Below are 25,660 nucleotides of genomic sequence, written 5' to 3' on the forward strand. Positions count from 1 at the left end.
GCCCTATGCGAGTCAGCAGAACTACGCAGATGGGGTTCGAAACGGGGATGATTCGCCTTTGAACTGCAACAGGCCGAGACCGGGTAAAATCCAGAAAAACCTGAGAGAAAGCCAAAAAAAAACGCCGGCACAAGGCCGGCGTAAAGTTATTGAGGCAGGTTTCATACAGGCAAGAAACCTATCGAGCAGTAACCCCTTTATAAGCAAAACGCCGCCAGCTTCCAAGCTAAAAAATTGTAATGAGATGAATCGCGTTTTAGGCTAAGTATAAAGAAAATAAGGCAGAGTAGGATTGTTGCCAGAATGCGACCAGTTATTTTCCCCCGATTGAAGCAGGCCACCAGCGCCGCAGCACTTGTTTTGTTGGCCTCCACCGCACAAGCGGAACCACAGCACGGGATCGCAATGTACGGCGATCCAGCGTTGCCGGCAGATTACACCGCACTTCCTTACGCAAACGTCAATGCACCCCAAGGTGGTTCGTTTGTCGAAGGCAACACAGGTGGTTTCGACTCTCTGAACCCGTTTATCCGCAAAGGCACCGTGCCTTGGCAGCTGCGGTTCTTCATTTCCGAATCACTCATGGGGCGCAGCTGGGACGAACCCTTCACCCTTTACGGGCTGCTGGCAGAATCCATCGAAGTGCCCGAAGACCGCTCCTGGGTCGAGTTCACCCTGCGCCCTGAGGCAAAATTCAGCGACGGCAGCCCGGTCACTGTTGAGGATGTGATTTGGTCCTATGAAACGCTTGGTACCGAAGGCCACCCGCGCTACCGCGGCTTCTGGGGCAAGGTCGACAAGATCGAACAGACCGGCGACCGCTCTGTAAAGATCAGCTTTAACGTCGAGGACCGCGAGCTGGCGCTGATCGCCGGCATGCGCCCGATCCTGAAGAAATCCCAATGGGAAGAGATTGGTCTGACCGGCGGTGACCTGAACGACATCCCGCTGACCTCGGCACCCTATGTGGTTGAGGACTATGAGGGCGGCCGCTACGTCTCGCTCAAGCGGAACCCGGATTATTGGGGCAAGGATCTGGCCTTCAAACAAGGCTCATCGAACTTCGACGAGCTGAGGATCGAGTTCTTTGGCGATCAGGCAGTGCTGTTCGAAGCCTTTAAGGCGGGCGAGCTGAACTTCTACCGCGAAGGCAATGCGGAAAAATGGGCCAGCCAATATGATTTCCCCGCTGTGCAATCCGGCGAGATTGTCAAATCCGAAGTGGGTCATGAACGGCCCACCGGCATGGTCGGCTATGTGATGAATTCGCGTTCGCCGGTCTTTGCCGACTGGCGTGTGCGCGAGGCGATGATCACCGCTTTCAACTTCACCTATGTGAATGAAACGGTAACCGGCGGCCGTCAGGAACGCATCGGGTCGTATTTCTCCAACTCACACCTCGGACTGCGCCCCGGCGCCGCTGAAGGCAAAACGCTGGAGCTGCTGCAAGGCTTCGGCGACCAGCTGCTGCCCGGCACCATCGAAGGCCTGACCCTGCCCGAAGGGGATGCCAGCCCGCGCAACCGCACTGACATCAAACGGGCAAGTGACCTGCTGGCCGAGGCCGGCTGGACCGTCACCGATGGCAAGATGATGGACGGTGAAGGCCGCCCGTTCACCTTTGAATCCGTGATCCGTCAGGGCGACAAAGAGGCCCAGACCATCATGGAGATCTACCGTGAAGCCCTCAGCCGTCTGGGCATCACGATGGAAATCACCCAGGTTGACAACGCCCAATTTGCCGAACGCCGCGACAAGCAGGACTTCGACATGATGCCCTATGTGCGCTACCTGTCGCTAAGCCCGGGCAATGAGCAGAACCTCTACTGGGGCACCGCACAGGCCGACATCGAAGGTTCGCGCAACCTGATGGGCGTTAAATCCGAAGCGATCGACGCCACCATCAACGCCATGTTGACCGCCGCCAGCAGCGAAGATTTCACCGCCGCCACCCGCGCCTTGGACCGCCAGTTGATGGCCGGCCGCTACGTCATCCCTCTCTGGGCCGGTGGCCCCAGCCGGATTGCACACGGGAAAGAGTTGCAATTCCCGCAAAACACCCCGATTTATGGGGACCGTATCGGCTGGACGCCGGATCTGTGGTGGTCTGAGGAGTAAACTCCATGAAAAAGCTCTTTGTCATTGCAACGCTCACCCTCCTGGCTGGCTGCGCCACAATAGAGGGCATCGGCCAGGATATCTCCGGCGGCTCACGCCGGGTACAGGGCTGGTTCTGAGCAAATCGTGTAATTGCAGTGCACAGGCGGCCCTTCGGGGCCGCTTTTTGTTACAACCCCTAAGCGGGTTCCGCCTCCGGCGGGGATATTTGACCCAAGAAGAAAGCCGCGTTTCATCTTGCCAAAACTACTCTGGGGGAACGCCAGAGGCGCGGGGGCAACGCCCCCAATTCGATTAAACCAGCGAGGTGACCCAAAGGATGGTGGCATCCTCGGCACTGAGGGAGATCACATTGTGCCCCATGGTGGCATCGTAATAGGCGCTGTCGCCGCGGCGCATTTCAACCGGTTCGTAAAACTCAGTGTAGAGCCGCACCACACCGGTCAGCACATAGAGGAACTCTTCACCGTCATGGCGCACCCAGCCGTCGAACTCGTCCATTGAGCGGGCCCGGACACGGGCGCGGTAGGGCAGCATGTGTTTCTTGGTCAGGCTGCCGCCCAGCATCTCATGTTCATAGGTGGCGGTGGCGTGGCCGGCGCCTTCTTCGTTGCGCGTGAGGGCCATGCGTCCGTTGACCTTTTCACGGCTTGGCGGGGTAAACAGCTGCGGCACCGAGATTTCCAGACCGGTGGCCAGTTTCTTCAGCGCTTCATAGGTGGGCGACATCTGACCGTTTTCGATCTTTGACAGGGTTGAACGCGCCAGCCCCGCCTGACCGGCGGCCTGTTCCAGCGTCAACCCGCGTGATTTGCGCAGCTCACGCACGCGGTTGGGCAGATCCAACGGTTCAGGGCTTTCCTGATTGCCGTTTTCCCGCGCGATCTGAACGATCGATCCTTGAGGCAGATGTTCTGTCATGTCGCTGTCATACGCCGCTGCGTCGCATCTTGCAACGCGGCTTGCCACTGCGTATCCCGAAACCATGCAAGCAGTTTTCGACGAAGGCGCCTTTGCGCCCTGCCCCACGCCCTTTAATCTAGCGGCACATGTGCTGGCCGAGGCCGACCGGCTGGCGGACAAATGCGCCCTTGCCGTGCTGTCCCCCGATCACGTGGAACGCTGGAGCTTCAAAGCGTTGAAACAGGCGGTGCTGGGAACCGGTGCGGGGCTGTTGGCGCGCGGTTATCAGCCCGGCGACATCCTGTTGATGCGGCTGGGCAATACGGTGGATTTCCCGATTGCTTACCTTGGAGCCATTGCTGTGGGGTTGGTGCCGGTGCCAACGTCGGCGATGCTGACCGAGGCTGAGGTGGCCAAAATGGGGACGCAGCTGTCGCCGCGGGCGGTGCTGCGTGACCCTGCCGTGGCCTGTCCGGAGGGGGGTGAGATTGTGACCACCTCCGAGCTTGCGGAAATGCGCACCCTCGCGCCGGCCGCTTATGACATGGGCGATCCCGAGCGGCTTGCCTATATCATCTACACCTCCGGCACCTCTGGCACGCCGCGGGCGGTGATGCATGCCCATCGCGCGATTTGGGCGCGACGGATGATGCATCAGGGCTGGTACGGCCTGCATCAGGAGGACCGGCTGCTCCACGCGGGTGCGTTCAACTGGACCTTCACACTTGGCACCGGGTTGATGGACCCGTGGTCTGTTGGCGCAACCGCCCTGATCCCCGCCGAAGGGGTTGCACTAGATCAGCTGCCCAAGCTTCTGCACGACCACGAAGCGACACTTTTTGCAGCAGCGCCGGGGGTTTACCGCAAGATCTTGCAGCAGCACAGCACGCTAGACCTGCCTGCGTTTCGGCACGGAATGGCAGCCGGTGAAAAACTGTCGGAAAGCCTGCGCGCATCCTGGTGCAAAGCCACCGGCGGCAAGAAAATTTACGAAGCCTACGGCATGTCGGAATGTTCGACCTTCATCTCAGCCAGTCCTTTGCGCCCTGCAATCGAGGGCAGTCTGGGGCGTCCGCAACGCGGGCGACGGGTTGCGATCCGAAATGAACATGGTGCCGTAAAACACGGAGAAGAGGGTGAAATTTGCATTCACTGCACAGACCCGGGTCTGATGTTAGGGTATTTCGGCGCCGCTGAGGCCACCGCGGCACGGTTTACTGGCGACTGGTTCCAGACCGGCGATCACGGCGTTATGCAGCCCGACGGGCAGATCAATTATGCGGGTCGTGGGGACGACATGATGAACGCTGGCGGCTACCGCGTCTCACCACTGGAGGTGGAGGCGGCCTTGGCGGATCTGCCCGGGGTGACCGCCTTGGGGGTGACGGATGTGGAAGTGAAGGCCGACACGCGCCTCATTGCCTGCTTTTATACTGCCGCAGAACCGATTGAAAATGATGTGCTTTCCAACTTCGCCAAAGAACGACTGGCGCAGTATAAACAGCCCCGGATTTGGGTGCATCTTGAGGCCCTGCCCACCAATCCCAATGGCAAGCTGTCGCGCAAAGCCCTGCAGGCGCTCTATCGCAACAACCGCTGAAACAACCGCCCAGCTGAGCCTCGCAAATAAGTGAAGCTGCCTGTGCATTCATGCAGCTTCACTTTCCGAACGAAACAGTTTAGTGACCCACGACTTGCGAATTCAGCACAGCAGAACTGCAGAGGGAGCGCCCGCGATGACTGGTCTTGAAAACATGGAAACCGCGGTAAAGCTCGACATCCTGTCGGATCCGATTTGTCCCTGGTGCTACATTGGCAAAACCTATCTCGACCGCGCCCTGGCGCAGCGTCCCGGCCATCCGTTTGTGATCGAATGGCACCCGTTTCAGCTGAACCCTGAAATGCCCGCTGGTGGCATGGACCGCCGCGCCTATCTGGAAGGCAAGTTTGGTGGGCAGGAAGCGGCGGTGAAGGCCTATCTGCCGGTGCAACAGCACGCCGATCAGGCCGCGCTGGAGATCAATCTGGAAGGTATCTCGGTCACGCCGAACACGCTGGACGCCCATCGTCTGATCCATTGGGCCGGGCTGGAGGGCAAACAGACCGAAGTGGTGAACGCCCTGTTCAAGGCCTATTTCATCGACGGACGCGATATCGGCGATGCCGATGTGCTTTCGGATATTGCTGACGGGGTGGGCATGGATGCCTCGGTTGTGCGGCGCCTGCTTGAAGGCCCATCAGACGTGGAAGAGATCAAGGCGCGGGATGCCTCGGTGCGCCAGATGGGTGTCAACTCGGTGCCGACATTCATCGTCGCCAGCCAGCACGCGGTGCCCGGTGCCCAGCAGACCGATCTGTGGCTCAAGGTGATTGATGAGATCATCGAGACCCACACCCAGGCCGCAAGTGACAAGGCGGTTGATGCCGCTGGTGAACCGCCAAGCTAACGCCAATTAGGCAGGTCCTGCAGTAAACGCTCCGCGGGCCCACCGTAGTTTGCACGTGTCGCGGGTATGCACCCCGACGTGTTAGCCTGCTTTGTGCCTCGCAATTTCGAGGCGAGTTTCGGGGTGCGCCGGTCCTTTCTGACCCGCGCTGCCCTTCATTAGAAAGTATGACGATGTCTGACCCCAAACGACTCTCCCGTGCGGAGTTTATTGCCCTGTTGGCGATGCTTTTTGCCACCATCGCCTTCTCGATCGACTCGATGTTGCCCGCCCTGCCCGAGATCGCCGCCGAGCTGAGCCCCAATGATGTGAACAAGGCACAGCTGGTACTGACCTCCTTTGTGCTGGGCATGGGGCTGGGCACCTTCTTTACCGGCCCGCTGTCGGACACTTTTGGCCGTAAACCGGTCATTTTGGGAGGCGCAGTGATCTATATCGCCGCTGCCGCCTATGCCACCGTGGCCCAGGGCATGGAGATGCTGTTGCTTGCGCGGGTCCTGCAGGGACTGGGCGCAGCCGCGCCGCGGATTGCCGCACTGGCGCTGGTGCGGGACCTATATTCGGGGCGCGATATGGCACGGATCATGAGCTTTGCCATGATGGTGTTCACACTGGTGCCAGCCATTGCGCCGATGCTGGGGGCAGGCATTATCGCCGTTGCTGGCTGGCGCAGCATTTTCCTGGCCTTTGTGGTGTTCTCGCTGATCTCCTGCCTGTGGCTGGGCCTGCGGCAGCCGGAATCACTGGCGCCTGAAAACCGCCGCCCGCTGCGCCTGAAAGCCCTTGGCGAAGCCTTTGGCGAGATGATGCGCCATCCGACGGTGCGCCTGTCCATTCTGGCGCAATCCCTGTGTTTCGGGATGCTGTTCATGGAAATCAGCCTGATCCAGCCGGTGTTTGACAAGGTCTTTGACCGCGCCGACACTTTCCACTTCTGGTTTGCCGCCATGGCGCTGATTTCCGGCGCGGGCAGCCTGCTGAACGCCTGGCTGGTGATGCGGGTGGGCATGCGCCGTCTGGCCACGCTGGCCGTTGGTGCGCAGGTGTTCCTGGCCACCGGCATGACACTCCTGTGGCTGAATGGGCTGCCGGAAGGCACGGGGTTCTACATCTTTGTGGCCTGGAGCACGACAATCTTCCTTCAGATCAGCCTGACGCTGGGCAACCTCAATGCCATCACGATGGAGCCGATGGGCCATATTGCTGGCACGGCGGCCTCAGTGGCGGGCGGCGTCTCCACAGTGATCGGTGCCGGCCTGGCGGCACCAGTGGGCCTGCTGTTCAACGGCACCCCACTGCCGCTGACCATTGGTGTCGGGGTTACGGCTGCCTTTGCCTTGCTGACACTGCTCTGGATGCAACGCGCCGAGGTGCAGATGAATGCGCAGGCAGCAGAGTAAGCGCTTGAGCAAGCGGATGTGCGCCGCCTAAACCAACAGCGCGTCGGGTTAACCTAAATCCGGCGCGCAACAAAGTTGCGGTATACTGTTGCATACCGTAATTGCCATTCTCAGAGTTTTCCTGTATGACAGCGACAGAACATCGCACTCATTCAGGTACGAAAGCTCCTCATATGTCGAAAATCAAGGTTGAAAATCCCATCGTCGAAATGGACGGCGATGAAATGACCCGTATCATCTGGCAGTTTATCAAAGACAAACTGATCCTGCCCTATCTCGATCTCGATCTGCTCTACTACGATCTGGGCATCGAAGAACGCGACCGCACTGACGACCAGATCACCATCGATGCCGCCGAAAAAACCAAAGAGGTTGGCGTGGCGGTGAAATGTGCCACCATCACCCCGGACGAAGCGCGGGTTGAAGAGTTCGGCCTGAAACAGATGTGGCGCAGCCCCAACGGCACCATCCGCAACATTCTGGGCGGCGTTGTCTTCCGCAAACCCATTATCTGCCGCAACGTGCCGCGTCTGGTGCCGGGCTGGACCCAGCCCATCGTCATCGGCCGCCACGCCTTTGGCGACCAGTATAAAGCCACTGACTTCACCTTCCCCGGTGCTGGCAAACTGTCGATGAAATTTGTCGGCGAAGACGGCACCGTGATCGAACGCGAGGTCTATGACGCACCTTCCGCAGGTGTCTATCAGGCAATGTATAACCTCGACAGCTCGATCATGGATTTCGCCCGTGCCTCGTTCAACTACGGTCTGAACCTTGGCTGGCCGGTCTACCTGTCGACTAAGAACACCATCCTGAAAGCCTATGACGGCCGGTTCAAAGACCTGTTCCAGAAGGTCTATGAAGAAGAGTTCGAAGAGCAGTTCAAGAAGGCAGGCATCTGGTACGAACACCGCCTGATCGACGATATGGTTGCCTGCGCCATGAAGTGGAACGGCAAGTTTGTCTGGGCCTGTAAGAACTACGATGGCGACGTGCAGTCCGACACCGTGGCACAGGGCTTTGGCTCGCTTGGGCTGATGACCTCGCAGCTGATGACACCGGATGGACGCATCGTGGAGGCCGAAGCAGCCCACGGCACCGTGACCCGCCACTACCGCCAGCACCAGAAGGGGGAAGCCACCTCGACCAACTCGATCGCTTCAATCTTTGCCTGGACCGGCGGCTTGAAGCACCGCGCCAAACTGGATCAGAACGTCGCCCTGCGCGCCTTTGCAGAAACGCTGGAGCGCGTCATCGTTGAGACCGTGGAGACCGGCCATATGACCAAAGACCTTGCGCTGCTGGTGGGCCCTGATCAGGGCTGGCTGACCACCATGGGCTTCCTTGAGAAGATCGATGAGAACCTGAACAAAGCGCTGGCGGGTTAAACCGTAACGCTACGTGATTAAGACGCGCCTCCGACAACGGGGGCGCGTTTTTCTTTGGCATCAGATTGGGGCGCTGCCCCAAACCCCGGGATATTTGCACCAAGAAGAACCTGCGGGGCTTTGTCGCTCTGGCGTTCTCCGCTGCAATGCGGCATGGAGAGGCATGGCTTTTCTGAACGATCCCGACCCGCACAAACACACATTGCTTGCTGACGCACAGGGGCTGCTTTTTGGCAGTTCCATGGCCGCTTTCGGGCTGGTGATGCTGACCCATCTGGGTTTGGTCACCGGCCAGACTGCCGGGCTGGCGGTGCTGATTTCCTATGTGACGGGGTACAGTTTCGGGCTGGTGTTCTTTGTGGTGAATCTGCCGTTTTATTGGCTGGCGATCCGGCGCATGGGGTGGCGGTTTACGCTCAAGACCTTTGTGGCGGTGGGGCTCTTGTCGGTAATTTCCGAGGTGATGCCTGACCATGTTCGCTTTGATACCTTGGATCCGCTGCTGGGTGTGGTGTTGATCGGGATGATCACCGGCGCGGCGCTGCTGGCGCTGTTCCGACACGGGGCGTCCCTGGGCGGCGTGGGCATTCTGGCGCTTTTTCTGCAGGACAAATCCGGCTTTCGCGCCGGGTACACCCAGCTGATGTTTGACCTCTGTGTCTTTACCGCGGCGCTTTTTGTGATTGACCTGCCGCTTGTGCTCTATTCTCTGTTGGGGGCGGTGGTTATCAACCTGACCATTGCCGTAAACCATCGCAAAGACTGGTATATCGCCACCTGACCCACGGAGCCTCCCCATGCCCAAGACCTATCTGATCCTGTTGCTGGCTGTGGCGGCGGAAACCATTGGCACCTCAGCCCTGCAAGCCAGCCAGCAGTTTTCGCGGCTCTTGCCCTCGGTTGTTGTGGTGCTGGCCTATGGGGTCAGTTTCTGGCTGCTGTCGCTGACATTGAAAACCCTGCCGGTTGGCGTGGTCTATGCGCTCTGGAGCGGGCTGGGCATCGTGTTGATTGCCATCATCGGCTATCTGGTCTTTGGCCAGAAACTCGACTGGCCGGCGGTGCTGGGAATTGCGATGATCCTGGCCGGGATTGTGGTGATCAACCTGTTTTCCAAAACGGCGGGACATTGAGAGGCAAGTAAAAAAGGGGCCCGGTGGCCCCTTTTGGTATCCTCAAACCTGCGCCTGTTCAGGACAGCGCGCGCAGACGTTTGATCAGGCTGCTGGTATCCCAGCGGCCGCCGCCGAGGGCTTGGACGTCCTTGTAGAACTGGTCCACCACAGCAGTGACAGGCAGCGAGGCGCCAATCTCATCTGCCGTGTCGAGGCAAATGCCCAGATCCTTGCGCATCCAGTCAACGGCAAAGCCGTGTTCAAATTCGTCATCCGCCATCGTGCCGACGCGGTTCACCATCTGCCAGCTGCCAGCCGCGCCGCCGCCGATCACCTCGACCACCTCACGGGCGTCAAGACCGGCTTTCTCGGCGAAATTCAGACCTTCGGACAGGGCCTGAACCAGACCGGCAATGCAGATCTGGTTCACCATCTTGGTTTTCTGCCCCGCGCCGCTGTCCCCCAGACGTTTGCACAGTTTGGCATAGGCATCGATCACCGCCTCTGCCTTGTCATAATCAGCCTGGTCGCCGCCGCACATCACCACCAGCTGGCCGTTTTCGGCCCCGGCCTGCCCGCCTGAAACCGGCGCGTCGACAAAGGCAATGCCCTGACCTTTGGCCTCCGCATACAACTCCTCGGTCACTTTGGCGCTGACCGTGGTGTGATCCACAAAGATAGTGTTTTCCGCCATGCCAGCAAAGGCGCCATCCGCCCCCAGACAGACCGAACGCAGGTCGTCGTCATTGCCGACACAGGCCATGACAAACTCAGCATCTTCCGCCGCTGCGCGCGGGGTAAGCCCCATTGCGCCGCCATGTTCGGCCACCCATTTTTCCGCCTTTGCTGCAGTGCGGTTGTAGACCGTGACCTCATGGCCGGCCTTTGCCAGATGCGCGGCCATCGGATAGCCCATCACGCCTAGGCCGAGAAATGCTACTTTTGCCATTTTTACCCCCTCGGTGTTTGTGTTTCTCTTGGTTTGTGGCTAGCTAGCGCGACAAAGGCAAGAGTGAACAGGGTGGCGGAATGGCATTCGTATTCAAATGGTTGATGAGATTGACCGGCGCGCTGATCGCTGTGGCGGTTTTGACCATGCTGGGGATCTATTTCCTCGCTTCACGGTCGCTGCCTGACTATGACAAAGAGCTGCAGGTTGCGGGCCTCTCGGCCCCGCTGGAAATCGTGCGCGACAATGCCAATGTGCCCCATATTCTGGGGGCTTCGGATGCCGATGTTTTCTTCGGCCTCGGCTATGCCCATGCGCAGGACCGGTTGTGGCAGATGATGACCCTGCGCCGGACCGTACAAGGCCGCCTGTCCGAAGTGTTTGGCCCCCGCACCGTCGAGATCGACACGCTGATGCGGCGGCTGGACCTTTACACTTTGGCGCAGGAGTCGGTGGCGCAGCAGGATGCGCGCACACAGATGGCGCTGAAAGCCTACGCCAACGGGGTGAACGCCCGTCTGGATGAGATCAACCAGAGCGCTTTGGGCCGTGGCGCGCCTGAGATGTTCCTGTTCAACATGCCGGTGGCGCCGTGGCAGCCTGCGGACTCGGTTGCGATGGTGAAACTGATGGCGCTGCGCCTCACCGGCCATGTGGACAGCGAGGTGCTGCGGGCACGGACCTCCTTGCTGATCAACGCCCCCCGGCTGCTGGATATCCTTCCTGACGCGCCGGGGGCAGGCATTGCCGCCCTGCCCCGCTACGCCGACCTGCTGGACGCAGAGCTGCCCCGTTTCACCGAGACCTCGCCGCTGCCGCAGCACCCGCTGTCCCCTTTCACCCGTGCGCCTTTCTCGGGCGCTTCCAACGCCTGGGGGGCAGCGGCCAGCCGCTCTGCCGCGGGCGGCACGTTGCTGGCCAGTGATCCGCATATGGGCTTTGCCGCCCCGGGCAGCTGGTATCTGGCGCGGCTGGAACTGCAACAAGGCGGCGTTATCGGCGCAACAATTCCGGGCATCCCAGCGGTCCTGTCGGGCCGGTCAGAGAACTTGGGCTGGGGCATCACCGCGTCTTACCTTGATGATCAGGACGTCTATGTCGAGGCGCTGAATCCCGAAAACCCCGAGGAATACCGCACCCCGGAGGGCTACAAACCCTTCCGCACCCGCAAGACCATCCTCGATGTGGCAGAGGCCAAACCGGTCACCCTGACCCTGCGGTGGAGCGACAATGGCCCGGTGCTGCCCGCCAGTTTTCAGGATCTCGGCACCATCACCCCCAAAGGCCATGTTGCCACCGTGGCCTGGACAGCCCTGTCCACAGAAGACAGGTCGACCAGCGCCGCCGTCAACATCATGTATGCCCAAACCGTGCAGGAAGCGATTGCAGCAGGCCGCGATATGGTAGCCCCATCGCTGAACATGGTGCTGGTGGACGGGGATCAGATTGCGCTGAAAACGTTGGGCAAGATGCCCCGCCGCAACGCCGCCCACCAAAGCAGGGGCCGGATGCCCTCGCCCGGATGGATCCGCGAAAACCGCTGGCAAGGCAGCCACTCCTATGCCGCCAACCCCGAGTTTGTGAACCCGATCGGCGGCATTATCGGCAACACCAACAACAAGGTCGTCGATCGCCCCTTCCCGCTGCACGTCAGCTATGACTGGGGCGATACCCAGCGCATCCAACGCTGGACCCGGCTGATGCAAAGCCGTCAGGTCCACACCCGTGACAGTTTCATTGAAACCCAGCTCGACACCGTCAGCCCCGCCGCCCGCACACTGTTGCCGCTGATCGGCGCCGATCTGTGGTTCACCGGCGAAGCCGCACCTGATGGCACACCGGAACGGCAACGGCAACGGGCGCTGGCGCTGCTGGCTAATTGGAACGGCGAAATGAACGAACACCTGCCCGAACCACTGCTCTATGCAGCTTGGGTCCGTGCCTTGCAGGATCGTCTGATCCGCGACGATCTGGGCCCGCTGGCAGACCAATATACGCAAGTGGAACCACTGTTCATCGAACGGGTCTACAAAGACGTCAACGGCGCCAGCGCATGGTGTGACGTGATCCAGTCCGCACCCGTCGAAAGCTGCACCGATATGGCGCGGCTGGCGCTGGATGATGCGCTTTTGTGGATCGACGAACGCTACGGCCAGGCGCTGGAAAGCCTGCAATGGGGCGATGCCCATCAGGCGGCACATGACCATCCGGTGCTGGGCGAAGTGCCGCTGCTGCGCAGTTTTGTGAACATCCGCCAATCCACCTCGGGGGGCGATCACACCCTGATGCGCGGGTTGGCTGCGGGACGTGGCGCAGATCCGTTCCAGAACATCCACGGCGCGGGCTACCGCGGGGTCTATGACTTTGCCGATCCTGACAGTTCGGTCTTTGTCACCGCCACCGGCCAGTCCGGCCATTTCCTGTCGCGCTACTATGACGACCTGGGCGAGCTGTGGCGACGGGGCGAGTATATCCCGATGTCACTGGACCAGGATCTCGCCCGCGCTGCCGCCGTTGGGGTGACAGTGCTGCGCCCTGCCAACTAAGTGGAGCTGCGCTGTAAGGTTTGGAAAATGAGTATTTTGGGCAAGATGAAAACGGCTTTCGCCTTGCCCAAATACTCAAAAAAAACTGAGGCCGTCAGGCCGAGGCAGGAAGCGCGCGCCGCTGAGGCGCGCACCTTTTGATTCACAGACTTTAAAGATCGCGGAAGCGTTTTTCCTGACGGGCGGTCCAGCGCACGGTGAGGTCAAAACCGGTTTCGGTCTGCTCTTCATGCGCCACTAGATCCTCCTGGAACAGCCAGGCCCGTTTGCGCCCTTCGGCAAAGCTCAGGCTCAGCTGGCTTTCGTGGGTCTCCGAGGCCAGTTTGGCCTGCACCGCCTCCAGCAGTTTACCCTGACCTTCGCCAGTGATGGCAGAGATGGCAAAGATCGCCTCTTCGCGGTCCGCCCGTTCGTGCATCACGGCGCGGGTGTCCTCATCCAGGAGGTCGATCTTGTTCCAGACCTCCAGCACCGGGGTATCTTCGCCCACACCAAGGCTTTCCATAATCGACAGCACGTTTGCGCACTGCCCCTCGGTTTCGGGGTGGGCGATGTCGCGCACATGCAGGATCAGGTTGGCGCTCAGCACCTCTTCCAGTGTGGCGCGGAAGGAGGCGACCAATTCGGTCGGCAGATCCGAGATAAAGCCCACTGTGTCGCTGAGGATCACCTCTGGCCCGTTGTCGGGCAGATCGACCCGCCGCATGGTCGGGTCCAGCGTGGCAAAGAGCATGTCTTTGGCCATCACCTCGGCGCCGGTCAGATGGTTGAACAGGGTGGATTTGCCGGCGTTGGTGTAGCCAACCAGAGCCACCACCGGAAACGGCACTTTGGCGCGGGCAGCCCGGTGCAGCTCGCGGGTTTTTACCACCTTGTCCAGCTGGCGGCGCAGCCGCACCAGCTGTTCGTCGATAGCGCGGCGGTCGGCCTCGATCTGGGTTTCGCCGGGGCCACCGACAAATCCCAAACCACCCCGCTGGCGCTCCAGGTGGGTCCAGGCCCGCACCAGGCGGGTGCGCTGATAGCTCAGCGCCGCCATTTCCACCTGCAACACCCCTTCGCGGGTGCGGGCCCGATCCGAGAAGATCTCGAGGATCAGACCGGTGCGGTCCAGCAGTTTGACCTTCCAGGCCTTTTCAAGATTGCGTTGCTGCACGGGCGTCACCGGCCCGTCGATCAGCACCAACTCGACCTCATTTGCCTTAAGGAGTTGCTTCAATTCCTCGATCTTACCGGAGCCAAACAGATATCCGGGATGCGCGCGGGGCAGCGGCACCTTGGTGGATCCAACCACCTCCAGATCGGGCAAAGCCGCCGCAAGCGAGATCGCCTCTTCCAAGGCGTAGTCTGCTCCACGGCGGTTTTTGTCGGATTTCAGATCGGGATGCAGCACCCAGGCACGGGTCGCGATCCGTTCATGTGTTTCCAATTAGGACTCTTCACCATCGTAAAGGTTGATGGGTTGTGACGGCATGATCGTCGAAATCGCGTGTTTGTAGACAAGCTGCGACTGGCCGTCACGGCGCAGGAGCACACAGAAATTGTCAAACCAGGTAATCACCCCCTGCAGCTTTACGCCGTTGATCAGGAAGATGGTGACTGGAATTTTGGATTTCCGTGTGTGGTTCAGAAAGGCGTCTTGCAGGTTCTGTTTATCGGAAGCCATTTATGGTTACCTTTTTTTATTTTGCCGCTTTTCCGGCGTCCCTGTTCGTCAATAGGTCACACTATGTCGCGGGCTGGAGCGAGTTTCCACCCCAAAAATCAACACCGTATCTTCGCAGAAGCCACTGTGGCCGATGCGCGACCATGTCGGGCGTTTTAGCGACGCCAGATGTCCGAGCTGATCAGCGCAATGATCGCCAGCATCTCCAGCCGGCCCAGCACCATTGCGGCCACAAAGCCAAGTTTGGCCAGCGGCGCAAGGCTGGCAAGGGGGATGGCCTGGTCCGAGGCCAGGGTGATCAGCGGGCCAGTGGTCGACAGCCCCGCAATGGCCAGCACAATCGCCGCCTCCAGATCCGCTCCAAACCCGGCAAAGATCATGGTGAACACCGCCATCGACAGGGCAAACAGCATAAAGAAGATCCAGGCAATAAACGCCCCGTGACGCCGGATCCGACGGCTCATCCCATGGGCCCGCCCCACCGAGGACGGATGCACCAGCTTCTCCATCTCACGCAGACCGTTAAGATACAGTGCCCAGACCCGCAGGAGCTTGACGCCCCCCGCCGTGGTCGCCACCCCGCCGCCGATCAGCGCCAGCCCAAGAAAAATCAGCCCCGGCGTTTCCAGACCGGACCAGCTGCGTGCGGTTTCCCATTCAACACTTTCAAATCCGGTGGTGGTCAGGAAAGACAGCGTGGTGAACAGCCCACCCCAGAGTGCGCGCAGGGCCAGCACCAGATTTTGCTCTTCTTCCATGCTGTAGGACGCCACCCAATGCCGCAGGAACAGGATCAGTGGCACGCTGATGACCAGAACAAGGCCCAGCCGGAACTCCGGATCCTCATGCAGGCCACGCCGTGCTGTGGTGATGGTGTCGGTGGAAAAGGTTAGCCGCGACAGGGCAAACAGCATGAACAGCGCGGTGATCGCTTCGCCTGGCACCCCAGCGCGGGCATCGCCAGCACCATCAAGCGGGGTGATGCCGCTGGTGGCCAGCACCGACATGGCATGGATCAAGGCCACAAGCGGGCGGTCGCCGGTGATTGTCAGCATGACCCAAAGCGCCAGCGTCAGCCCGGCATAGATCGGTAACAACTGCGCCGCAACACGGATGATGCGGCGCTGCGGATCGGCGCGTTCAAAGCGGCCATGCAGCAGGTCGCTTTGGCCAGGCTCAGCGGTGGCGGTGACTTCAAATCCACCAAGGTTCAAGGGCGCCAGGATGGCGGCGGCCGCCACCCAGATCAGCGCCCCGCCCATCCAGCCGACCAGCCCGCGCCACAGATGCAACGTCGCGCTGAGGCGATCGGCATCAAACAGCGCCGCGCCGGTGGTGGTCAGGGCGGACACCATCTCGACATAGGCGTTTAGATAAGAGGTGGTACGCAGCGCCTCGTAAAACGGCAACGCCAGAAACAACGGCAGCAACGCCAGGGCAGCAAACAGCGCCAGCAAGTTCCCCATCTCGCCACGCCGCCGCGGCTTGGCGGCCCGGACCAGCCCGATCAGCACTACAAAGATCAGCCCCAGAAACCCCGATTGCAGAAAGGCCCGCCCCTCCGCATCAGACCCCAGTGCAAAAGCAAAGCTGGCCGGCACCAACATCGACAGCGCCGCGATGCCCGACAGCAGCAGGAACAGAGGTTGTTTCAGGAGGCCCGCCCACATGGCAACGCGCGCTTAGAAGAAATCGATGGAGACCTGCAACAGGCGCTCCACCTCGGGCACATCCGAGGCCAAAGAGAACAGCGCCACAACGTCGCCCTCATCGATGCGGGTGTCGGCCAGCGGTTTGTGAACCTTGTCGCCTTTCAGGACGCCGCCCACCAGCACACCTTCGGGAAACTCAATATCGCGGATTTTGCGGCCCGCGATGGGGGAGGTTGACAGCACCTCCGCCTCGATCATCTCAGCCTCAGCGTCCCCGATGGAGTAAACCGCACGCACTTTGCCGTGGCGGACATGGCGCAGGATCGAACTAACGGTGGTTGAGCGCGGGTTCACATAGGCGTCAATGCCCAGCGGTGCCATCATCGGCACCAGGGTCGGGTCGTTGATCAGCGCAATTGCCATCGGACAGCCTTCGGCCTTGGCGCGCACCGCCGCCAGCATGTTGGTCTTGTCATCATCGGTCACACAAAGCACCGCATCGGCACGGTCGATATTGGCCTCAGCCAACAGCGAAACGTCCAGACCGTCGCCATGCAGAACAATGGTTTTCTCAAGAATATCAGCGGCTTTCTCGGCGATCTTACGGTTGCGCTCTACGACTTTGGCCCGCACCCGTTCGGCCCGTTCCTCCAACGAGCGCGCAACCGCCAGCCCGACATTGCCGCCGCCAACAATCACCACCCGCTCTTGTTTCTTGGTCTCTTTGCCAAAGATCTCCATCGTGCGGTTGATGTCTTCGTTCACGGTGAAAACGTAGCAATCATCGCCCACAAAGATCTGATCGCTTGGTTCAGGCGCAAACAGCCGTCCGTCGCGGCGGATGCCAACCACAATGGCGCGCAGGGTCGAAAACAGATCGTTCAGCTGCCGCAACGGGGTATTCACCACCGGGCAGTCCTCTTCGATGGTGATCCCCAACAGATGCGCTTTGCCGGACAGAAACTTCTCGGTGTCAAAGGCCGCAGGAGAGGCAATCCGCTGCAGCGCCGCCTCGGCAACCTCGCGTTCGGGGCTGATCACCACATCAATTGGCATGTGGTCACGGCGGTAAAGGTCGGAATAGATCGCGGTCAGATAGCTTTGCGAGCGTAGACGGGCGATTTTCCGCGGAATGGCAAACACCGAATGCGCCACCTGACAGGTCACCATATTGACCTCATCGGAGTGGGTCGCGGCGATGATCATATCGGCGTCCCGCGCCCCCGCCTGATCCAGCACATCCGGATAAGAGGCAAAGCCCGCAATCCCCTGTACATCAAGCGTATCTGTGGCGCGGCGCACCAGATCGGCGTTGTTGTCGACCACGGTGACGTCGTTCTTTTCACCCGACAGATGGCGGGCAATTTGCCAACCCACCTGACCTGCCCCGCAGATGATAACCTTCATCCCGATTTCCCCTTAAATCAGGCGCTTTGCATCGCATGGGGCGGGCTGACGGTCAATTGAATTGTCTTCTGCCTCGGCAAGCGACAGCCTATGGGGGATTTAAGGAGACATACATGCAACGATTCGCATTGATCGCCGCCTCATTTTTCATCGCCCTGGCGGGCTGTAACTACACGCTCTACCATCAGGCAGGCAAAAGCTTTGGCGAACGGGACGCCGATATGACCCGCTGTGACGTCATTGCCCTGCGCGAAGCCCCGGTGGAAACCCAGATCCTGTTCACACCACCCCGGCAGGAAAAGCGCACCATCTGCGATCACGCGGGCAATTGCATCACCGAAACCTATTGGACCAAACCAGAACCCTACACCGTAGACCCCAACGAGGAACTGCGTGATCGGGTGGCGCTGCAATGTATGCTGGACAAGGGCTATCAGCAAATTTCACTGCCCAGCTGCGAAGACGGCCAAGCCCTGTCGGTGCCCGCCAAAATGACCAACATCACCCCCAACAGCTGCGTGGTCCGGGTCAAAGGCGGCGCCTTGCGGATTGCCCATCCAGGGTAAGTCCGCAACGGCACAGTGCTGCGCGCGTCATGGCCGGCGCGCAGCATATAGCTGACAGACTGATCAGGCGTTCTCGGGCTCGCTGGCGTCTTTGTCGACCGTCGCCACCCGCGCGCCGGATTTGTTGGAGGTCACAACCCCCAGCGACTTCAGCTTACGGTGCAGCGCTGAACGCTCCATACCCACAAAATTGGCGGTGCGGCTGATATTGCCGCCAAAACGATTGATCTGGGTCAGCAGATATTCGCGTTCAAACACCTCACGTGCTTCGCGCAAGGGCAGCGTGGCCAATGTGCCGGTCAGCACCACCTGATCATCATCACCGCCCTGTTCACCCGAGCCCGGCAGTTCCTTCGCCTCAATCGGCCCGTTGCCATCCCCCAGGATCAACACCCGTTCGATCAGATTGCGCAGCTGGCGCACGTTGCCCGGCCAGCGCATGGTCTGCATCAGGGCAATCGCATCTTCTGACAGCACCCGCAGCGGCAGCCCCTGCGCTTGATTGAACATCTCAATGAAATGTTTCGCCAGTACCGGAATGTCTTCGCGACGCTCCTCCAACGACGGCACCGCAATCGGCACCACGTTCAGACGGTGGTAAAGTTCCTGCCGGAACCGACCGGCGGCAATCTCGGCATCGAGATCACGGCTGGTGGCCGAGATGACCCGCAGATCCACCCGTACCTTGTCGCTGCCGCCGACCCGCTGGAACTGCTGATCGACCAAAACGCGAAGGATCTTGGACTGCGACCCCAGCGGCATATCCGCCACCTCGTCAAAGAACACCACGCCGCCATGTGCCTGTTCCAACAGACCGGGCTCAACCCCGCGTTCAGGGCTTTCGCGGCCAAAGAGCACCTCCTCGATCCGCTCCGGCTCGATGGTGGCGCAGCCGACGGTCACAAAGGGCGCCGATGCCCGGTTGGACTGTGCATGGATGAAACGTGCAGCCACCTCTTTACCGACACCGGACGGGCCAGACAGCATCACACGGCCGTTCGATTTCGTCACCTTCTCCAGCTGGCTGACCAGCGTGCGGAACGAGGCAGTATCACCCACCATCTCGGTTTCATTGCTGTCCTGACGGCGCAGCTGCTGGTTTTCGCGGCGCAGACGCGAGGTCTCCATCGCGCGCCGGATCACCACCAGAAGCTGGTCGATGTTGAAGGGCTTTTCGATGAAGTCATAGGCCCCCTGTTTGATCGCCGCGACGGCAATCTCGATGTTGCCATGGCCCGAGATGATCACCACCGGCACATCCGGATTGTCCCGCTTCACCGTTTTCAGGATATCGATCCCGTCCATCCGACTGTCTTTTAACCAGATATCCAGGATCATCAACGCCGGCGGTTCGCTGTTGATTTCGTTCATCGCCTCGTCAGAGTTTCCTGCAAGACGGGTTGTAAACCCTTCATCCTGAAGGATATCCGAGATCAGCTCACGGATGTCGCGCTCATCATCTACAATCAGAATATCGCTCATGGTCCTCACACCCCTCTATTCGGCCGCGGCAGTGGCAGCACTGTCGTCTTTGTCATTTTGGCCCTGACCCTCGGGGGCACTCAGCCCCAAACGGATCACAGCCATGGCACCGCAATGGGCGCCCTCTTCAAACGGTTCCGCATCATCAAGCAGCAGCGTACCGCCATGTTCTTCAATGATTTTCTTCACAATCGGCAGGCCAAGGCCGGTGCCTTCGCTGCGGGTTGTCACATAGGGCTCAAACAGCCGCGCGCGATCTTCCGGCAGGCCGATGCCGTTGTCGGAAATCCGGATCAATGCCCCTCGCCCGTCTTGCACCATGCCTACGCGGATCTGGCCCAGATGATCCAGGTCGTCTTGTTTTTGGCGATAGGTTTCAATGGCTTCACCGGCGTTCTTGATCAGGTTGGTCAACGCCTGTGAAATCATCGTGGCGTCCAGATCGGCCAAGATTTCCTCAGCTGGCAGATCGGCCACGATGCGCACATCTGGTTGTCCGGCCTGCTGTAGAACGACCGCATCCTGCACCAGCTTCACCAAATTTTCCGAGCGTCGCTCAGGCTCGGGCATCCGCGCAAACTTGGAAAACTCATCAACAATGCGCCGCAAGTCGTTGGTTTGGCGCACAATAACCTCTGTCAGCTGCGCCAGGCTGTCGGCATTATCCGCATCCAGATGCCGGCTGAACTTGCGTTTGATCCGCTCTGCCGACAGTTGAATGGGCGTCAGCGGGTTCTTGATCTCATGAGCAATGCGGCGCGCCACGTCACCCCAGGCCGCCATCCGCTGTGCCGCCACAAGGTCGCTCACATCGTCAAAGGCCACCACGTAGCCTTCGGTCGCACCATCCTCGCCAGCCCGGGTCGCCATACGCACCAGCAGATTTTCCAATCGGCCATTGCGGGTCACCTTGACCTCTTCCTGCACCGTTTCCAGCCCGTCCGCCTTCAGCCGCTCAAACAGCGCGGCAAATTCCGGCACCGCCACCGACAAGGCCAGTGTCGCGCGATCTTCATCCCAATCCAGCAGCCGTTCCGCCGAACGGTTCACAAAGGTGACGCGCCCTTCATCATCCAGACCAACCACGCCAGAGGTCACTGAACTCAGCACCGAGTCAAACAGGCGGCGGCGCTTTTCGATCTGTTCGGTGTTCTCCAGCAATGTGGCGCGCTGCGCCTTCAACTGGCGGGTCATCTGGTTGAAATACCGCCCCAGCATGGCAATCTCATCGTCGCCCTCTTCTTCCAGAACGCGGACATCCAGATCGCCTGCCCCGACGCGCTGCGCGGCGCCGGTTAGACGGCCCACAGGGCGTGACAGCCGTTCGGCAAACTGCAACCCAAGCCAGATCGAGGCCAGGATCAGGATCACCGCAAAGCCTAGATAAATCAGGCCAAATTCAAACAGTACCCGGCCGCGTTCGCTTTCCAGCTGCTGATAGAACTGCGCGGTTTGTTTGGTGTCATCCAGCAGTCCCAAAAGCGCGCCATCAACCTCGCGGCTAATATAGAGATAGCGGTCAACAAATTCCGACAGCCGCACAATCGCGCGAAACTCATTGTTGGCCCAATCTTCGATGACCTGCACACCTTCGTCGCTTGCGGCCTGCAACACCTCAACAGAAGGCTGTTCGAAATCAAACAGATAACTACGCTCGCCACGGGCGCGGATCTGGCCGGTGCCGTCGATCACATAGGCTTCTTTCAGCCCGCGCTGGATCTGCGCCTGCCCCTGCGCCAGCACAATCCGCACATCCCCATCGGTCATGAAAAACGCGCCGCGACGGGACTGATCAATATGGGTCGCCAGCGCCGACAGGTCCAGCGTCAGGTCTCGCCGATGCTCTTCCTGATAGGCCTCGGCCGCTTCCAGAGAGGATCCAACAACCTGGCGCACCCGATCCGAAAACCAACCTTCCAGACCAATATTCACCGTCAAAGCCGCAAAGATCGCCACCGAAACCGTGGGGATCAGCGCCAGAATTGCAAAGACACCGGTCAGCCGCAGGTGCAACCGTGACCCCGCAGACTTGGCCCGCCTTGCCGCTATCAACGCCACGATCCGTTGCAGCACCAAGGCCGCCACCAGCATGGCGTAGACAAAATCCGCCAGCAGGATCATCCGCAGGGCCTGTGACGAGGCGCCCTGGTCCAGCGGACCCAGCACAAGATAGGTCGCAATCACCAAAACCGGCGCCAGAACGACCACACAGAAGGTGGCCATATTCTGCACCTTCCGCTGCCGTCGCAATCGGCTGATTTTCGCCCACGAGCGTTGTTGCTGTGTCCGGGAAGCCACCCGACGCCCTCTTCCTGATGTGTCGCTTGACGCGACTTACCGCATTATTTGGGGGTCAAACCGACGAATTAGGCCGATTTGCCACGCTTCTGTTGCGGTTTTACATCAACTTGCGGCGCCGTGTCACGTTAATATCCAGATCGGTGATCTTCTTACGCAGCGTATTGCGGTTGATGCCCAAAAGGTCCGCGCATTTTGCCTGATTGCCGCCGGTCGCTTCCAGCGCAATTTCAATCAGCGGCAGTTCCACCTCGCGCAGGATCCGGGCATAGAGCCCCGGCGGCGGCAGCATCGCCCCATGCAGGTCAAAGTAGCGACGCAAATGACGCCCGACCGAGGCCGAGAGTTTTTCGGTATCACCACCGCCCAGCACCGGCTCCATCTCGGGCTGGTTTCCCAGCACCATCTCCACCTCAGAACGGCTGATTTCCTCCACCCGACTGGTCAGCACCAGACGGCGCACCGCGTGTTCCAGCTGACGGACATTGCCGGGCCAGCTGTAGGTCCGCATCAGTTCCATCGCCTCCTCCGACAGGCGGCGTGACGGTTGTCCGTCCCGTTCGGCCCGCAACAGGAAATGTTCGGCCAGCAGCGGAATATCCTCCACCCGTTCGCGCAGCGACGGCACCATCAGGGTGGCGCCACTGAGACGGTAATAGAGATCCTGCCGGATGCCGCCACGATCCAGAGCCTCGGTCAGATCGGTCTGGCTGGTCGCCATGAACCGTGGCACGTGGTCGCCGGGGTTGTCGATCATCCGCACAATCCGCGCCTGCACCTCGGCGTCAACATCGCCGATTTCATCAATCAGCAAGGTGCCGCCTTTGACCCGCGCCAAAATCCGTGCCGGCCCTTCGATGTCCTGCAGATCCGTGGCCGTGATGGTCACAAACGGCAAGGTGCGCCGATCCGAGAAGTCGTGAATAGCACGTGCGATCAGAGACTTACCCGTCCCACTTTCACCAGCTATCAGAACCGGCAGATCGGTATTCATCACCCGCGCCACCAGACGGTAAAGCGATTGCATCGCAGGCGTGCGCCCCACCAGCGGCAGTTCGTCGGGGCGTTCCTTCTCCTCGGGCTGGACACTTGGGGTAGCGCGTTGGCGCTGCTCCAGCGCCTTGGCCGTGCGCTTCATCAGGTCAGGCAGATCGAAAGGTTTGGGCAGGTAGTCGTAGGCCTCGGCCTCAGCGGCCTGAATGGCGGTCATGATGGTGTTCTGGGCCGAGATGACAATCACTGGCAGCCCGGGCCGGTCTTCGGCAATTTTTGGAAGCATTTCCAAACCGTTACCGTCCGGCATGACCACATCCGAGATCACAACATCGCCCTTGCCTTCGCCCACCCAGCGCATCAGCGTCGTCAGCGAGGAGGTGGCATGCACCTTACAGCCCGCACGGGTCAGCGCCTGGGTCAGAACGGTGCGGATCGTGCGGTCATCATCCGCGACAAGAACGGTGCCATCCATCGGTTAACTCTCCTTTTTCACACGCCGTTTCGGCGCCTCTGCCAGGGGCAGCGATAGTTTAAAGACCGTCCGGCCGGGGACCGAGTCCACCGAGATCCAGCCGTTGTGGTCGGATATGATTTTGCTGACCAGCGCCAGCCCCAGCCCGGTGCCGTTTTCGCGGCCCGACACAAAGGGGTCAAAGACGTCGCCCTTGATGTCATCCGGCAGGCCCGGCCCGTCGTCGATGATTTCGATCTGCAGCGGCAGCGATTGGCCGGTGCCATCAGCGCGGCGCAGCCGGAAGGAATGCTCATAGAAGGTGTGCAAACGGATGGAACCACCCGCCTTATCAGAGGCTTCCGAGGCGTTCTTCAACAGGTTGAGCACCACCTGCAGCAGCTGATCCGGATCCCCCAGCGCCAGAGGCAGCGAGGGGTCGTAATCTTCCACGATCTTCATATGCGCGCCAAATCCCAGCAGAGCCGAGCGGCGCGCCTTGTCCAGCACATCGTGAATATTGACCTCCAGCCTGTCAGGTTCGGACAGGTTGCCGAACTGCTCGACCTGCTCCAGCAGTTTCACGATGCGACGGCTTTCTTCGACAATCAGGTCGGTCAGCTCCAGGTCTTCTGGCGCAAGGTTCATCGACAACAGCTGCGCGGCGCCGGTGATACCTGCCAGCGGGTTCTTGATCTCATGCGCCAGCATTTCGGCCATGCCAATGGCAGATTTGGCAGCGGATTTCACCGAATTGCTCTGCGTCATCCGCCCCGCCAGCTCACGCGGCGAAATCAAGAAGATCATCTGCCCCGATCCCCCCTGCAACGGAGCAATCTGCAGATTGCAATGCAGCGGCGCGCGGCTACCGGTGCCGACATCCACATCGTTCACAAACAGCGGTGAATTGCTGGCACGGGCACGCTCAAACGCCTCTTCCAGCGGGGCATCCACCATGATGCGGTCCCAGACCGGATCGCCGATGATCGATTTGGCTGAGGCGTTCAGGAACCCTTCGGCAGCCGAGTTGATGTCGGCGATACAATCGTTCTGGTCGATCAGAACGCCGGGGATCGGCAACGAGGACCAGATGTTCAGATCTACACTCATGCCGCCTCCTCGGGGTTGAGGATCGCCTCTGGCAGCAGCGCAATCACGCGGGCGGGGTCTTTTTCGGTCAGCACCGCGCGGCGTTTGGTTGGGCCGGTGCCCGCCTCATCCATATACCAGCCCAGGTGTTTGCGCGCGACACGCAGCCCCAGATCCAGCCCGTAGAACTCCAGCATCGCCTCGTAATGGGCGACAATCATATCGGTCAACGCAGTGCCGGTTGGGGCCTCTGGCGCTTCGGTGCCATAAAGCTCGGCGGCAACCTGCGCCAGCAGCCAAGGCCGGCCCTGCGCACCTCGGCCGATCATTACCCCGTCCGCGCCTGACAGTTTCAACGCCTGCCGTGCGTCGGCAGCCGAACAGATGTCGCCATTGGCAATCACCGGAATGTCCACCGCCTGTTTCACCCGGTTGATCGCTGCCCAATCTGCGCGGCCTTTGTAGAACTGACAGCGGGTGCGCCCGTGGATGGTGATCATCTGGATGCCCGCCGCCTCGGCCCGTTTGGCCAGCTCTGGCGCGTTCAACAGGTGGTCATCCCAGCCCAACCGCGTTTTGAGCGTCACCGGCAGGTCCACCGCCTCCACCACCGCTTCGATCAGTGTCAGCGCGTGATCGAGATCTTTCAGCAACGCCGAGCCCGAGTAGCCGTTGACCACTTTCTTGGCGGGACAGCCCATGTTGATGTCGATGATCTGGGCACCGTTGTCCTCAACAATTTTGGCGGCCAGCGCCATCCATGAGGCCTCGCGCCCTGCCAGCTGCACAGCCGTGTTGACCTTGTCAAAGCCCAGCTCGGCCTTTTCGCGCACGCCGGGTTTGGCCTGCACCATTTCCTGAGAGGCCACCATTTCACTGACCACCAGCCCCGCCCCAAAGCGCGACACCAGATCGCGGAACGGCAGGTCGGTAATCCCGGCCAGCGGGGCCAGAAAGACAGGAGAGGTGATGGTTTTATCTGCAAGCCGCAATGGCATGGCTGCTTAATCCTTGTGCGTTACTCTCTGGCTAGACCAGAGTTTGTGGGGTCATCAATGAATGCCGCTACGTTTTTAACCGCCCCAATGTCAATTGCCTATTTTTTAGGCATTCGCCTTCGAAGCGGGCGGGGCGTTGCCCTTACCCGCTGCACGGCCTAAGGAAGTAGGCAAGTGAACCGCTGTTTC

General features: G+C 60.3%; 21 protein-coding genes. 10 read left to right on the forward strand and 11 right to left on the reverse strand.

Annotation, left to right across the window (positions count from 1 at the left end; genetic code table 11):
• Positions 1 to 303 precede the first annotated feature (303 nt).
• Together SIC14_RS16635 and SIC14_RS16640 are read left to right on the forward strand one after the other, a co-directional pair.
• Positions 304 to 2,118 (forward strand): extracellular solute-binding protein, encoded by a 1,815-nt coding sequence (locus SIC14_RS16635; RefSeq protein WP_412563026.1) that lies wholly within the window; start codon positions 304 to 306, stop codon positions 2,116 to 2,118.
• Positions 2,119 to 2,123: 5 nt separating this feature from the next.
• Positions 2,124 to 2,237: an entericidin EcnA/B family protein gene (locus SIC14_RS16640; RefSeq protein WP_412563027.1), complete on the forward strand. Its 114-nt coding sequence runs from the start codon at positions 2,124 to 2,126 to the stop codon at positions 2,235 to 2,237.
• A 175-nt stretch (positions 2,238 to 2,412) separates the two neighbouring features.
• On the opposite strand, the gene SIC14_RS16645 is transcribed toward SIC14_RS16640, so the two are convergent.
• Positions 2,413 to 3,039, reverse strand: a complete 627-nt coding sequence (locus SIC14_RS16645; RefSeq protein ID WP_412563028.1) for a helix-turn-helix domain-containing protein — start codon at positions 3,037 to 3,039, stop codon at positions 2,413 to 2,415.
• Positions 3,040 to 3,103: 64 nt separating this feature from the next.
• Between SIC14_RS16645 and SIC14_RS16650 the strand changes: the two genes are divergently transcribed.
• From SIC14_RS16650 to SIC14_RS16675, 6 genes are all read left to right on the forward strand, one after another.
• Positions 3,104 to 4,621: a class I adenylate-forming enzyme family protein gene (locus SIC14_RS16650; RefSeq protein ID WP_412565887.1), complete on the forward strand. Its 1,518-nt coding sequence runs from the start codon at positions 3,104 to 3,106 to the stop codon at positions 4,619 to 4,621.
• Between the two features lie 154 nt (positions 4,622 to 4,775).
• Complete coding sequence (locus tag SIC14_RS16655; protein WP_412565888.1) at positions 4,776 to 5,468, forward strand: DsbA family oxidoreductase; 693 nt, start codon at positions 4,776 to 4,778, stop codon at positions 5,466 to 5,468.
• A gap of 173 nt (positions 5,469 to 5,641) precedes the next feature.
• The gene (locus tag SIC14_RS16660; protein WP_412563029.1) at positions 5,642 to 6,868 is read left to right on the forward strand and encodes a multidrug effflux MFS transporter; all 1,227 of its coding nucleotides are present in this window, start codon (positions 5,642 to 5,644) and stop codon (positions 6,866 to 6,868) included.
• A 173-nt stretch (positions 6,869 to 7,041) separates the two neighbouring features.
• Positions 7,042 to 8,256, forward strand: a complete 1,215-nt coding sequence (locus SIC14_RS16665; protein ID WP_412563030.1) for an NADP-dependent isocitrate dehydrogenase — start codon at positions 7,042 to 7,044, stop codon at positions 8,254 to 8,256.
• A gap of 163 nt (positions 8,257 to 8,419) precedes the next feature.
• Positions 8,420 to 9,037, forward strand: a complete 618-nt coding sequence (locus SIC14_RS16670) for a YitT family protein (RefSeq protein WP_412563031.1) — start codon at positions 8,420 to 8,422, stop codon at positions 9,035 to 9,037.
• A 16-nt stretch (positions 9,038 to 9,053) separates the two neighbouring features.
• Positions 9,054 to 9,389, forward strand: a complete 336-nt coding sequence (locus tag SIC14_RS16675; RefSeq protein WP_412563032.1) for a DMT family transporter — start codon at positions 9,054 to 9,056, stop codon at positions 9,387 to 9,389.
• Positions 9,390 to 9,447: 58 nt separating this feature from the next.
• On the opposite strand, the gene SIC14_RS16680 is transcribed toward SIC14_RS16675, so the two are convergent.
• Positions 9,448 to 10,320 carry an NAD(P)-dependent oxidoreductase gene (locus SIC14_RS16680; protein WP_412563033.1) on the reverse strand — a complete coding sequence of 291 codons (873 nt, stop codon included), beginning with the start codon at positions 10,318 to 10,320 and terminating at the stop codon, positions 9,448 to 9,450.
• A gap of 80 nt (positions 10,321 to 10,400) precedes the next feature.
• Between SIC14_RS16680 and SIC14_RS16685 the strand changes: the two genes are divergently transcribed.
• Positions 10,401 to 12,866, forward strand: coding sequence for a penicillin acylase family protein (locus tag SIC14_RS16685; RefSeq protein ID WP_412563034.1), 2,466 nt, complete (start codon positions 10,401 to 10,403; stop codon positions 12,864 to 12,866).
• Positions 12,867 to 13,017: 151 nt separating this feature from the next.
• Here SIC14_RS16685 and hflX read toward each other — a convergent pair whose 3' ends face one another.
• From hflX to trkA, 4 genes are all read right to left on the reverse strand, one after another.
• On the reverse strand, positions 13,018 to 14,295 hold the full coding sequence (hflX, locus tag SIC14_RS16690) for a GTPase HflX (RefSeq protein ID WP_412563035.1): 1,278 nt from the start codon (positions 14,293 to 14,295) through the stop codon (positions 13,018 to 13,020).
• Positions 14,296 to 14,532 carry an RNA chaperone Hfq gene (gene hfq, locus SIC14_RS16695; protein ID WP_412563036.1) on the reverse strand — a complete coding sequence of 79 codons (237 nt, stop codon included), beginning with the start codon at positions 14,530 to 14,532 and terminating at the stop codon, positions 14,296 to 14,298.
• 155 nt (positions 14,533 to 14,687) lie between these two features.
• A complete protein-coding gene (locus SIC14_RS16700; protein ID WP_412563037.1) occupies positions 14,688 to 16,202 on the reverse strand; it encodes a potassium transporter TrkG in 1,515 nt (504 codons plus the stop codon).
• Between the two features lie 12 nt (positions 16,203 to 16,214).
• Positions 16,215 to 17,591, reverse strand: coding sequence for a Trk system potassium transporter TrkA (gene trkA / locus SIC14_RS16705; RefSeq protein WP_412563038.1), 1,377 nt, complete (start codon positions 17,589 to 17,591; stop codon positions 16,215 to 16,217).
• Positions 17,592 to 17,704: 113 nt separating this feature from the next.
• On the opposite strand from trkA, the gene SIC14_RS16710 reads away from it, so the two are divergent.
• On the forward strand, positions 17,705 to 18,157 hold the full coding sequence (locus SIC14_RS16710) for a hypothetical protein (protein ID WP_412563039.1): 453 nt from the start codon (positions 17,705 to 17,707) through the stop codon (positions 18,155 to 18,157).
• A gap of 63 nt (positions 18,158 to 18,220) precedes the next feature.
• Here the strand turns inward: SIC14_RS16710 and SIC14_RS16715 are convergent, their stop codons facing one another.
• The 5 genes from SIC14_RS16715 to dusB form a co-directional block, all read right to left on the reverse strand.
• Positions 18,221 to 19,639 (reverse strand): sigma-54-dependent transcriptional regulator, encoded by a 1,419-nt coding sequence (locus tag SIC14_RS16715; protein ID WP_412563040.1) that lies wholly within the window; start codon positions 19,637 to 19,639, stop codon positions 18,221 to 18,223.
• A gap of 15 nt (positions 19,640 to 19,654) precedes the next feature.
• Positions 19,655 to 21,862, reverse strand: coding sequence for an ATP-binding protein (locus SIC14_RS16720; RefSeq protein ID WP_412563041.1), 2,208 nt, complete (start codon positions 21,860 to 21,862; stop codon positions 19,655 to 19,657).
• A 175-nt stretch (positions 21,863 to 22,037) separates the two neighbouring features.
• Positions 22,038 to 23,405, reverse strand: coding sequence for a response regulator (locus SIC14_RS16725; protein ID WP_412563042.1), 1,368 nt, complete (start codon positions 23,403 to 23,405; stop codon positions 22,038 to 22,040).
• A 3-nt stretch (positions 23,406 to 23,408) separates the two neighbouring features.
• Positions 23,409 to 24,494 carry a two-component system sensor histidine kinase NtrB gene (locus tag SIC14_RS16730; protein WP_412563043.1) on the reverse strand — a complete coding sequence of 362 codons (1,086 nt, stop codon included), beginning with the start codon at positions 24,492 to 24,494 and terminating at the stop codon, positions 23,409 to 23,411.
• The gene (gene dusB / locus SIC14_RS16735) at positions 24,491 to 25,471 is read right to left on the reverse strand and encodes a tRNA dihydrouridine synthase DusB (protein WP_412563044.1); all 981 of its coding nucleotides are present in this window, start codon (positions 25,469 to 25,471) and stop codon (positions 24,491 to 24,493) included. Before dusB ends, SIC14_RS16730 begins: the two co-directional genes overlap by 4 nt.
• Positions 25,472 to 25,660 lie beyond the last annotated feature (189 nt).

The sequence above is a fragment of the Thalassobius sp. MITS945101 genome, from assembly GCF_047123305.1.
Classification (GTDB): domain Bacteria; phylum Pseudomonadota; class Alphaproteobacteria; order Rhodobacterales; family Rhodobacteraceae; genus Thalassobius.

Bases quoted from the DNA above. Each gene is read 5' to 3' on its own strand.
- SIC14_RS16635 (WP_412563026.1), top strand. From the start codon at position 304: ATGCGACCAGTTATTTTCCCCCGATTGAAGCAGGCCACCAGCGCCGCA.
- SIC14_RS16640 (WP_412563027.1), top strand. From the start codon at position 2,124: ATGAAAAAGCTCTTTGTCATTGCAACGCTCACCCTCCTGGCTGGCTGC.
- SIC14_RS16645 (WP_412563028.1), bottom strand. From the start codon at position 3,039: ATGACAGAACATCTGCCTCAAGGATCGATCGTTCAGATCGCGCGGGAA.
- SIC14_RS16650 (WP_412565887.1), top strand. From the start codon at position 3,104: ATGCAAGCAGTTTTCGACGAAGGCGCCTTTGCGCCCTGCCCCACGCCC.
- SIC14_RS16655 (WP_412565888.1), top strand. From the start codon at position 4,776: ATGGAAACCGCGGTAAAGCTCGACATCCTGTCGGATCCGATTTGTCCC.
- SIC14_RS16660 (WP_412563029.1), top strand. From the start codon at position 5,642: ATGTCTGACCCCAAACGACTCTCCCGTGCGGAGTTTATTGCCCTGTTG.
- SIC14_RS16665 (WP_412563030.1), top strand. From the start codon at position 7,042: ATGTCGAAAATCAAGGTTGAAAATCCCATCGTCGAAATGGACGGCGAT.
- SIC14_RS16670 (WP_412563031.1), top strand. From the start codon at position 8,420: ATGGCTTTTCTGAACGATCCCGACCCGCACAAACACACATTGCTTGCT.
- SIC14_RS16675 (WP_412563032.1), top strand. From the start codon at position 9,054: ATGCCCAAGACCTATCTGATCCTGTTGCTGGCTGTGGCGGCGGAAACC.
- SIC14_RS16680 (WP_412563033.1), bottom strand. From the start codon at position 10,320: ATGGCAAAAGTAGCATTTCTCGGCCTAGGCGTGATGGGCTATCCGATG.
- SIC14_RS16685 (WP_412563034.1), top strand. From the start codon at position 10,401: ATGGCATTCGTATTCAAATGGTTGATGAGATTGACCGGCGCGCTGATC.
- hfq (WP_412563036.1), bottom strand. From the start codon at position 14,532: ATGGCTTCCGATAAACAGAACCTGCAAGACGCCTTTCTGAACCACACA.
- SIC14_RS16700 (WP_412563037.1), bottom strand. From the start codon at position 16,202: ATGTGGGCGGGCCTCCTGAAACAACCTCTGTTCCTGCTGCTGTCGGGC.
- trkA (WP_412563038.1), bottom strand. From the start codon at position 17,591: ATGAAGGTTATCATCTGCGGGGCAGGTCAGGTGGGTTGGCAAATTGCC.
- SIC14_RS16710 (WP_412563039.1), top strand. From the start codon at position 17,705: ATGCAACGATTCGCATTGATCGCCGCCTCATTTTTCATCGCCCTGGCG.
- SIC14_RS16715 (WP_412563040.1), bottom strand. From the start codon at position 19,639: ATGAGCGATATTCTGATTGTAGATGATGAGCGCGACATCCGTGAGCTG.
- SIC14_RS16720 (WP_412563041.1), bottom strand. From the start codon at position 21,862: ATGGCCACCTTCTGTGTGGTCGTTCTGGCGCCGGTTTTGGTGATTGCG.
- SIC14_RS16725 (WP_412563042.1), bottom strand. From the start codon at position 23,405: ATGGATGGCACCGTTCTTGTCGCGGATGATGACCGCACGATCCGCACC.
- SIC14_RS16730 (WP_412563043.1), bottom strand. From the start codon at position 24,494: ATGAGTGTAGATCTGAACATCTGGTCCTCGTTGCCGATCCCCGGCGTT.
- dusB (WP_412563044.1), bottom strand. From the start codon at position 25,471: ATGCCATTGCGGCTTGCAGATAAAACCATCACCTCTCCTGTCTTTCTG.